Below are 11,536 nucleotides of genomic sequence, written 5' to 3' on the forward strand. Positions count from 1 at the left end.
GGGTGACAGAAAGAGACTCTAGCCCATGGGTAAATCTAAAATGGAGTACACCTATTGCAATCAATGAACTGAAAATAGCGCAATGGGGCGATGGGCGTCACGTAAACAATGGGTATCATCTTACGTTCACTCTTGAAGACGGCAGCAAAGTAGAATCGGGAGAGGTTAAAAGTACATCTTCTAACCCATCCGAACCAACTGTGTATGCATTATCATCCGGACTTAAGAATGTGGTTCAAATGAAGGTTGAAATAGATAAGGGACGCACACCTTATCCAACAATTACCGGCCTCTCAGAAATAGAAGTTTATAACAATCCGGCAGTGACAGGCGGAGAGCCAACGACTGCGATCACTCCCAATATTGGCGATTCATTAAGTTCTGACGGTGAAAGTAATAAGTGGGAGTACTTTGATGATCGAATTTATAACAGAAACTATGATGATTATCAAGACTTATACGGTTACTATACGGTCAAAAAAGGTGTCGACACAAGAAACAAATATGTGTATGCTCACACGTACATATACAGTCCGATAGCACAACAAGCGTATTTTAATGTAGGTGCCAGCGGTTCATATCGCATTTATGTAAACGATAAAACTTTGACCGCACCGACTGTACCAGTAGAAGTACAAAAGGATTTGACCAAACAAGCAGTCCTGTTAAAGCAGGGTTGGAATAAACTGATGATTCAAATCAAGCATACGTATACAGAAGATGTGAATTCAAATAATGTCCCGTTAGGATTTGATGACAGCGCAGCGTACCTTGGGTTTTATGGGAGAGTCACTGACCAAAATGGCAATAAAATCAATGGACTTATTTCTTCGGTTGAAGGCGAAACGGAAGCTCTAAATATCGTCACGCAAGGACTCTCAACCGAGGATGCCATTAAAACTCCGCTTCCAACCCAAACCATGCCGATTGGCTACAAGGAATGGCCATATGTATGGAATAAATCGAAAGGGAATAAGAAATACGGCTTAGCGGCATCAACCTTCCAATTTATGGCGGGCGGGGGAACTCCCGGTTATACTTGGAGTATCGTAGAGGGCAAACTGCCGGACGGCTTGGAATTAAATGCCGATGGCACAATCGCAGATGGATTAGTGAATGGAAATGTCGATTTAAATAGCAGCAAAGGCATCATTAGTATCAATACGAAACCAGGAGATTATAACTTTACGATACAAGTAAAGGATGGAAATGGAAATACGGCTAGCAAGAATATGACGATTACAGTAAAGGAACGTCCTAATAAATGGTTTGAAGAAGGGCGTGTGGGCGCTTTAACTCATGCTGCCCCAATTTACCAGTACTTTGTTGACCCGAATTTCTCTGCCGACTTATGGGCGGAAAGAGCGAAACGTCAAGGGCATTCATTAGTTTCGGTTGAATCGGTACAACAAGCTTATCTTTGGCCGTCCAAGTTTGCGGATCCAAAACATGAGAGGCATATGTATCTTCCAAAAGACGCAAACGGCAAAGTAGTAGATGGATTGAAACCGTTTGAACTGGCCGTAAAACGTCATGGAATGAAATTCGGTTTATATTATGGCGGAGGGATTCCATACTACACGACGGACGTCTATGTGCAGAATCTGACCGATTTGATTGGACGGTATACGCCTGATTATATTTATTTTGATGGACCGCAAGGGATACCAAACGCCAATTTTGATGTGATATACAGTGTTGTACGCAATTATAGCGATGATATTATTATAAACTCCAATGCATGGGGCGATGAGTATGGAGACCCTGATTTAAGAACCGAAGAAGYGTCTGGTATTTACAGTAATGGCGCTGCAAATCATCTTTTAAAACGTACGATTATGGAACCATGGAAAATGATTCACACAAAAAATGCACAATCTCCCTATTACGGTATACGAGATGACTACAGGCAAGTTATCAAGGAAATGGTCATGAATGTCGGCAGAGGTTATGTGGATAATAATGATCAGACGCCGGTAGATAGCCGCGGACCCAATTGGAACTCTCCTGAGGAAATTGCGACAAGATATCCTAAAGCAGAGCAGGAATACATTGATGTGAGAGAAAGCTTGGCAAGATGGTTTGCGCCTGAGGGCAAGCCGGAAAGACACGAGGCAACAACGGGTACAACGCCATATTTCCTCTCAGGCTATGGCTATGAAGATGATGGAAAAGGCAATTATGAAAAATTTGCTTTAGCAAACAGCACTACAGGACCACAATGGGGATATGCAACGTATAGAGACAACAATGTGTATCTGCATGTAATGAAAGGACCCGACAGCAAAAAAGGGTTTGACGCCATTGCAGGAAAGTCTTTGACCATTCGTCCGGTTAAAGATAAGGTGACATCCGTGACATGGTTGAACGAGAATGTCCCGGTCACATCGTTTGAACAAAATGAGGACAGCTTGACAATCAATCTTGCTAACGTTCAAGAGGATCAGATTGATACGATCATTAAGATTGTAACCGACAATCCTGCACGAAACTATACGCTTACGGATGTAAAAGCAACAGGGGAGCAGTTAACGCCTTCCTCACTTAAAATCAACGCTGAGGGATATATGACATTCCCGGCGCTGAAAGCCCAGCTTTCAGATTTAACTTATCGCAGTGCAGATCCAGCAATAGCTGCGGTCGATACGAACGGAATTGTGACTCCAGTATCAAATGGAACAACTTCCATCACCGTAAGTGCTGCTTATGAGGGTGTAACGAAAGAGGACATCTTAAAAGTAACCGTTAAAGATGGAGTCGTTTATGTTGGCGAGAGCATGATTGGTGCGACTTTGTTGATTGAGGGTAAAGAAGCCTATGGTGAGTTTAATTTACTGAAAAGCCTACGCTATGAAATAGAAGGCAGATCAGCTAAAGGCGGAGCGATCGGGCTTGATACAGCAGATATTACATGGCATGGGGGTACTATTGATTTAAAAGCGGGTAATAACTATAATCCCGTGGCGATCAAAGAAGTAKATACGTTTACATTTAAGAAAAATGAAATTATTGCGCCGTTCGTAGAGAAACTTACACGCGGAGTCGTTTGGGCGGATGTAACTTTAGACGGTCAAACATTTACAACAAATAAAGTATTCATGGACCTGCTGCCGCATGATAACCTTGCAGGGGCCGCTGAAATTACAGCTAGTCATGATCAAGATGCTGTGAGTCAATTAGTTGATGGGAAAACAATTGACGGTATTCATTTTGACGGGGCCAAATGGTCGGTACCAGCAAATGAGAAGTCTTGGATTCAATTTAAGCTGCCGACAATCTCCGAGATTGCTAGTATCAATCTTAACTTCAATTCTTTAGAACAAAAATACATCAATACGCCTAAAACAATAAAAATTCAAACGAGTGCTGATGGCGTGGACTGGAACGATGTCAGCACCGTTAACGGCCCGACGGGCTCTGCTTATTTTGGATTCTACAATCAATATGTAATAAACACGGGAGCGGGAGCTCAATACGTTAGATTACAATTTGAAAATGGTTCAAACGGGTCAACGATTGATTTGCTTGAAGTGGCAATAAACGGAGTGGATAAGTCCGGATTATTTGATCGTTTCGATTATGAGTATAAACCGGTGAATGCTGCTACAGGTAAATATGACATTGCGGCTTTTACGGGTAAGGGTGAACCGATTGATATTAAAGATGCGAAGATCACAGTGACAAGCGAAAACCAGGATGTGATTACGGTGGACGAATCCAACCTGTTGACCGCTGTTTCAGAAGGCATGGCAAAGATTAACATTCGAGTGCAAATAGATGGACGTTCGATTGACAAAGTTACGTATCTTTTTGTTAATGAGCAAAAGGAAATCTACATGGCTCCTTATTTAGAGAAAATGGACTTCACTCTGAATAAAACGACTATTAAACCGAATGATCCAATCGTGTCTACTATTAATGGCATATTAAGTACTGGAGAGACGGTCGATCTATCAAAGGCAGCTGTAGAATATCAATTTAGCGATGCAAGGTTATCTGTTGTTGACGGCAGTAACACGATCATTGTTAAAGGCGATTTTGGCGTTGGGTTTATAGCAACTGTTGCGGTAAAGGTTACTTTAGAAGGGGTGACCGTTGTAAGTCGCCCTTTGACAATAAATGTAGCTAGCAATAGTGTTCCTCAGTCACAAATGACGGCAACGGCGGCAAGTCAGGAAACGGCTGGTGAGAACAATGCAGCCTCGTTGGCGGTTGATGGAAACCCACAAACGTTTTGGCATACAAAGTGGGATAAATCCGGCGTTCTTCCCCAATCGATTATCTTAAATCTGGGTGGAACTCACCAAATCAATAGACTTGCGTATTTACCAAGGCAATCAGGCAGCAACGGAAATATTACAAGCTATAACGTGTATGTCAGTGAGGATGGAGTATCTTTTACCAAAGTTGCAAATGGAGATTGGGCAAACGACAACAAGGAGAAATACGCATCATTTACTTCGACAAAAGCATCATATGTCAAGCTTGAAGCAACAGCAGGCGTTGGTGGTTACGCATCGGCTGCTGAAATCAATGTATTACTGGAATCAGTAGAAGTGCCGCAATCGGTTATAACCGGGCCAGTTAAGGTGAACGCTGACCAAGCATTCAATCTGAAGATGGGATTGTCTGGCGTTACGGATAGTGTATACAAGCAAGTGTATGCTCAAGATTTGACGCTTCACTATGATCCGGCACATTTACAGTTTGAATCGGTTACTTCATTAAAAGACGGTTTTAAAGTCATCGATCATGAGGAAAAAGTACCGGGACAAGTCCGGATTTTGGCTGCTAGCGTGAACGAAAACCAAGGAGTGAATGCTCAAGGGGATGTCCTTGCATTCGCATTTACCGCCAAATCTGGAACGCAGGCAACCTCTACGACGATTTCTGTCGATCATGTTGCGATTGCTAACGCACAGGGGCATGAACTGCAGATCAGAGGAAGCAACCATGATATTCAAATCGTGGAAAGCGTGGATAAATCATTGCTAAATGCACTGATTGCAAGTGCTGAGGCGAAGTACGATGCTGCAGTGGAAGGAAATGCGGACGGCCAGTATGTGGTTGGATCCAAAGCGCTATTACAGTCAGCTATCCATGCGGCTAATGTGACAGCAAGCGATTCGAATGCTTCTCAAGCGCAAGTGGATAATGCGAAAGGCGCATTGGAAGCAGCCAWTCAAGCGTTTAATAACAAGAAGATAAACGCAAATGTCGATGGTAAAGGCGGCGTCTCGATTGGAGATTTGGCTATTGTTGCAGCGGCTTATGGCACACAACAAGGTCAAGCGGGTTGGAATGTGAATGCGGATGTCAATAAAGACGGTAAGGTTGGTATCGAAGACCTTGCAATCGTAGCAAAAGCGATCTTGCAATAAAATAACATCGAACATTGTTTTGGGGGAGCTATATGCTTCCCCTCTTTTTTGCTTTTATAGTGAGATCGTTATAATTCTGAGAAATATCTAAAAAAAATAGTTGATATTGTTATGTTTTTTTGAGGATTGTTTATTCTTCATTGTTTTCTAAAGAAGGGGTACTTGTTAAGCTGACAACATGACTAATCAAGAAAGAAGGAGCAGAAGCTATGTCTACTTTTACAATCGAAGGAAATCAATTTGTTTATAACGGGGAGCCTATTCGTATTCTATCTGGAGCCATACATTATTTTCGTATTGTGCCGGAATATTGGCAGGACAGACTAATTAAATTAAAAGCTTGTGGATTTAATACAGTAGAAATTTACATTCCATGGAATTTACACGAGCCAAGGGAAGGGGAATTCAACTTTAGTGGCATTGCTGACGTCGTTCGTTTTATACAGATAGCGGATGAGCAGGGATTATTCGTTATCGTACGCCCAAGTCCGTATATATGTGCGGAGTGGGAATTCGGAGGATTGCCATCTTGGCTGCTTAAGGAAGAAAATATGCGCTTACGTTGTTTTCATCAACCCTATTTGGAAAAAATCGATGCTTATTACAATGAGCTATTGGCTAAATTCTTGCCACTTCTATGTACGAATGGCGGGCCGATTATTGCGATGCAAATCGAAAATGAGTACGGAAGTTACGGAAACGATAAGAAATATTTGAAATATTTGGAGCAAGCGATGATTAAACGTGGAATGGATGTGTTATTGTTCACATCGGACGGGTATACCGACAGCAATCTACAAGGGGGGACTCTCCTTCCAGACGTGTTAGCCACAGTCAACTTTGGGTCGCGGCCTGAAGAGGCTTTTGGAAAGCTGCAGGAATATCAACCGGATAAACCGCTTGTATGTATGGAATTTTGGAACGGATGGTTTGATTCTTGGGGCCATGAACACCATTTGCGAAAGCATGAAGATGTTGCGGAAGTACTGGATCAAATGTTGAAGGTAGGAGCTTCTGTTAACTTTTATATGTTCCACGGCGGGACGAATTTCGGATTCTATAACGGTGCGAATTATTCGGGTAAATATGATTCGACGGTGACTAGCTATGATTACGATGTGTTATTGGATGAATCAGGAGATATCACGGACAAATATATTGCAGTTCGTGAAGTTTTATCGAAATATACCGAAATTGCTGAGATAGAACTACCACGTCCTGTGCCGAAGAAGCATTACGGTGAAGTCCGCTTAATGGAACATGTGCGGTTGTTTGATTCGCTTAATTTGTTGTCGACTCCGGTTCAAAGCACATGTCCGGAAACAATGGAGCGGCTTGATCAGGACTATGGCTTCATTTTATATACGACTAACATTGTTGGTCCTATATCGCAAATGAAATTAACGATACAGGAGGTACGTGATCGCGCATTGATCTTCCTTGACGGTATTTATCAAGGAGTGATTGAACGAAACACACATGATATAACACCGAATATATCAGATATCGATATCGTTTTAGACATTCCTTCAGAAGGTGCAACACTCAGCATCCTAGTGGAAAACCTAGGACGAATTAATTATGGTTACGGGATGAAGGATCCAAAAGGAATTACGGAAGGCGTTCGCCTGGGCCAGCAGTTCCTTTATGACTGGACGATTCATACGCTTCCTCTGAACAATGTATCAGAGCTAATATTCCGGGAAGTACAGACAAACGAGGCCTTTACCCCTACCTTCTATAAAGGTGTAATTCACTTGGATGAAATCGGTGATACTTTTTTGAATATGGAAGGATGGACGAAGGGAGTTGCTTATATCAATGGGTTCAATCTCGGCCGTTATTGGGAGATTGGTCCGCAAAAAACATTATATATCCCTGCTCCGCTCTTGCGTATCGGTGACAATGAACTCATCATATTTGAACTGCATGGAACGAAAAACACAATCGTTACCCTGCAAGATTATGCCGAGTTAGGTTAAACAAATTTTTTATAATCAAATTTGGGAGGCTTATTGATCATTGAGACATTTGAATGGCTGCAGAAAAACAATGAATTTCAATAGGAACTGGAAGTTTATTCGTGAGGACGTATGTGGAGCACAGCAGAAGCGTCATTCAGACGAAAGCTGGGAAACCGTCTATCTGCCTCATACGCCAAAAATTGAAACGCTGCATGCGGACTTGCATTTTCAAGGGATATGCTGGTATCGCAAGCAATTTGCTTTGGACGAAGCAGACAGGGGAAAGAAGCTCTTTGTGGAATTCGAAGCGGCCATGCATGAGGCATCTGTATGGGTCAATGGCAGGCTCAAGCTGAATCATAAAGGCGGTTATTTGCCGTTTACGATCGACATCACCGACGATGTCGATTTCGAGGCGGTCAATGTAATTGCCGTACGACTCGACAACCGGAACAACGGAGCCATACCTCCGGGAAAGCCGCTGGAAAGTCTGGATTTTTCCTATTTCGGCGGACTTTACCGCAACGTGCACCTTCATGTCACGGATAAGCTCCATGTCACGGATGCCGTTTATACCGGAAAACCTGCGGGAGGCGGGATCTTCGTCAAATACGCCGACGTCTCGCAAGCATCGGCGACGGTCGAAGTTCTGACCTATGTGATTAATGAGCATGAAGCGATGAAGAAAGTGAAAATCGTGACAACACTCTTGGATAAACAGGGGCGGCAAGTAGAATCGGAAGAAAGTTCGGTGGAGACCGTTTTAGCCGGCGGAGCGCATACGTTCGTTCAAATGCTAACGATAACGAGGCCTCATCTCTGGCATCCGGACAACCCTTATTTGTATACCCTGCAAACGGAAATCCTCGAAAACGGCCAAACGGTGGATGAGATTCGCACCCGAACCGGAATACGCAAGATTTCGTTCAGTAAAGAAGGCGGCTTTGTAATAAATGATGAAAGGCTGGTCATCAGGGGGACGAACCGCCACCAGCAATATCCATATATCGGAAATGCAGCTTCGAATAACGCACATTACCGCGATGCGAAGAAGCTGAAGGAGGCGGGATTCAATTTCGTCAGGCTTGGCCATTACCCCCAGGCGCCTGCTTTTCTTGACGCCTGCGACGAACTCGGGCTGATGGTCGTCGAACCGGTGCCGGGCTGGCAGTACTGCGAGGAAGGAGAGTTTCTGGATCTTGTCCGGCAAAACATACGTGATATGATCCGCCGCGACCGGAACCGTCCGTGCGTGATCATGTGGGAGGTCAGCCTGAATGAAACGTATCCCGGCAGGAAAGGGGCGACGGACGAATTTTTTCACGAATGCCATCTGATTGCCCATGAAGAATATCCGGGAGATCAAATGTTTACTTCTGGAGACACGATCGGACGAATAAATCCGGCTTACGTCAACTTTGATGTGCCCTATACACTATGGAAAGACGAAACATTGTCGCGTCCACTGGAAGAGGTGCTGCCCGAGAAAGGGGGGTTCGATAGAGAATATGGAGATTACGAGTTCGGCGGCCATGAGAGTACAAGCAGGGTACCGCGCGGCGCCGGAGAACAGAAGCTGCTATTGCAAGCCTGGAATTATCAATGGTCGCTGAACCGGAACCGCGGTAACCGATGGTCGCTCGGGGACGCCTCGTGGGTTGGCATCGACCATAACCGCGGTTGTTATCCAAGGCTGGCGGAATGCGGGGCCCTCGACACGTTCMGTCTGCCTAAAATGGTTTACTATTTTTACCAGAGTCAACGAAGAGCGGAAATCGCTCATGAACATGTGGAAAGCGGACCGATGGTCTACATTGCGAATTATTGGACGGAACGCATCTCGCCGACGAAGGTTGTCGTATTTTCAAATTGCAGCGAGGTCGAGTTATTTGTAAACGGGAAATCAGTCAGTGTGAGAAAAGCTGATCATGGTCCGGATACGGAATACGGAGAACGTGTGACAGGCTACGAAGTGGACTATTGGCTTACGGATGAAGAACAGCATAAAGGGAATCAAGCAGGCGTGCATGGGAAAACGGATGCTGGTGACATGAAGGTTTATCCGCATGACGGAGGAAACTGCCGAAATTTGACGCMAGCTCCGTTCACATTTACCAATGTAGCGTACGAGCCCGGAGAATTAAAGGCAATCGGGCGAATAGACGGCAGGGAAGCTGCTGTATGCGTCGTGCATACTCCACTGGAGCCTGAGATGCTTTCCATCCGCATTGACGAGAGCGGGAGAAAGCTTACAGCCGACGGATCTGACTTTATCTTTGTCTACGCCGAAATCAAAGACGCGAACGGGACCGTGGTGTCCCCCGCCTGCCATGAGGTTTGGTTTGAAATTGACGGTCCTGCAGTCATCGTCGGCGAGAACCCCGTAAGGGCGGAAGCTGGCATCGCAACTGTGCTGCTTCAGTCGCGGGAGACGCCTGGGGAAATCAAAGTGAAGGCTTATTCTAAAGGTTTAAAGCCTTCCTCGGTCAAGCTTGCAAGTGTATAAAGAACAAGAAACTTTTATTGTTGACTAACATTGTCTTAAGAGTGCTATTTCTAAATCTCCAAAAATAAAATAGATTTAAGTGAAGCGATGGAAAGGCGCGACATCGCTCCACATACAAAAAAGAGCCCAAACTGGTCCCCATACACTGGACACTTAGAAGTGTTTAGCGTCTGGGGACCTTTTTGTATACCCTTTCGATGCATATCAGTGACTCAGTGACTCTAGTAACGAGAAGCTCGCATTTGCTGCAAAAGGATAACGCCTACGTTTGAAGAAGTATTAGGAGTAGAGGAGAAGGATTTCATATAGCAAGCGAGAAGGAGGCGTCGCATGAGACCAAACGTACTTTTAATCACCGTTGATCAGATGAGGGCGGATTGTCTTCATTTCTTGGGCCATCCCGTTATCGAAACACCAAATTTGGACAACTTGGCGAGAACCGGCGTTGCGTATACAAGCGCTTACACAGCAACTCCATCCTGCGTTCCGGCAAGAGCCGCCATTTTAACAGGAATGAGCCAGCAAAACCATGGAAGAGTTGGGTATGAGGACAAAGTGCCCTGGAGCTATGAGCATACGATGCCTGGAGAGTTTGCGAAGGCCGGGTACCATACACAATGCGTAGGCAAGATGCATGTGTATCCCACGCGCAATCTGTGCGGATTTCACAACATCGTACTGCATGACGGCTATATGCATTATAACCGTGATCGCTCCCGATCGACGGCGAATGAGTGGTGGGATCAAACGGACGATTATATCAGCTGGTTGAAAGAGAGAGCCGGATCACAACAGGATATTATGGATCACGGTCTTGATTGTAACGCTTCGACTGTCGCGAGACCTTGGCATTTGGAAGAAGCGTTACATCCGACCAACTGGGCGGTTACTCAGTCTATTGATTTCTTGCGGCGGAGGGATCCGAGCAAGCCGTTCTTTCTTTGGACTTCATTCGTAAGGCCACATGCGCCTTTGGATCCTCCGCAAGCGTTTCTTGATCTGTATGATGGAATCGATTTGCCGGAACCTCCGATTGGCGATTGGGCGCGCCTCGATGATCCCGACCGTGACGGGCTGAATCCGACGACTGGCAGAGGAATCGTGAATAAGCGTATGCGCCAAAAATCGTTGGCGGCCTACTATGCTTTAATTACTCATATCGACAACCAGATCGGCCGATTGATGAACGCCCTATATGAATTCGGTGTAAGCAACGATACGATCATCCTCTTCACGTCGGATCACGGGGACCTGATGGGGGACCATCTTCTCTATAAGAAAATATTAGCTTACGAAGGAAGCGCCAAAGTGCCGCTCATTTTGAATGACCCTACAGGCAAGTTAGGCCTCGTCCGAGGCAAACAAGTGGATCGAATCGTCGAGTTGCGTGATATTATGCCAACCTTATTGGAGGCGTCAGATGTCCCGATCCCAACCACGGTAGACGGAAGCAGCATCATTCCTTTGGGGACGCATGCCGGCACATCCGAATGGAGGACTTACATCCACGGTGAGCATGCCTACGGTGAGCTTTCCTATCACTACTTAACCGATGGCAAGGTCAAATATATTTGGTATTCCCAGACGGGCGAGGAGCAATTGTTTGATCTTCAGGTTGACCCGCAAGAGCTGTGCAACCTTGTAAAGTCTGCGGAGCGCGCAGAGTTGTTGAACTGTTGGAAAGC

The 11,536-nt window shown here is 45.1% G+C and carries 4 protein-coding genes; all 4 read left to right on the forward strand.

Going from position 1 to position 11,536, the window contains the following annotated elements:
• A partial coding sequence (locus tag AC1DSE_RS20545) for a discoidin domain-containing protein (RefSeq protein WP_477528104.1) occupies positions 1 to 5,381 on the forward strand: 5,381 nt, incomplete at its 5' end.
• A 209-nt stretch (positions 5,382 to 5,590) separates the two neighbouring features.
• Complete coding sequence (locus AC1DSE_RS20550; protein WP_441882619.1) at positions 5,591 to 7,363, forward strand: glycoside hydrolase family 35 protein; 1,773 nt, start codon at positions 5,591 to 5,593, stop codon at positions 7,361 to 7,363.
• 40 nt (positions 7,364 to 7,403) lie between these two features.
• The gene (locus AC1DSE_RS20555; protein ID WP_477528105.1) at positions 7,404 to 9,851 is read left to right on the forward strand and encodes a glycoside hydrolase family 2 protein; all 2,448 of its coding nucleotides are present in this window, start codon (positions 7,404 to 7,406) and stop codon (positions 9,849 to 9,851) included.
• A gap of 330 nt (positions 9,852 to 10,181) precedes the next feature.
• Positions 10,182 to 11,536 (forward strand): arylsulfatase (locus tag AC1DSE_RS20560; RefSeq protein ID WP_477528106.1); only part of this gene is annotated, 1,355 nt, incomplete at its 3' end.

Source organism: Paenibacillus sp. 01L418 (assembly GCF_056400045.1).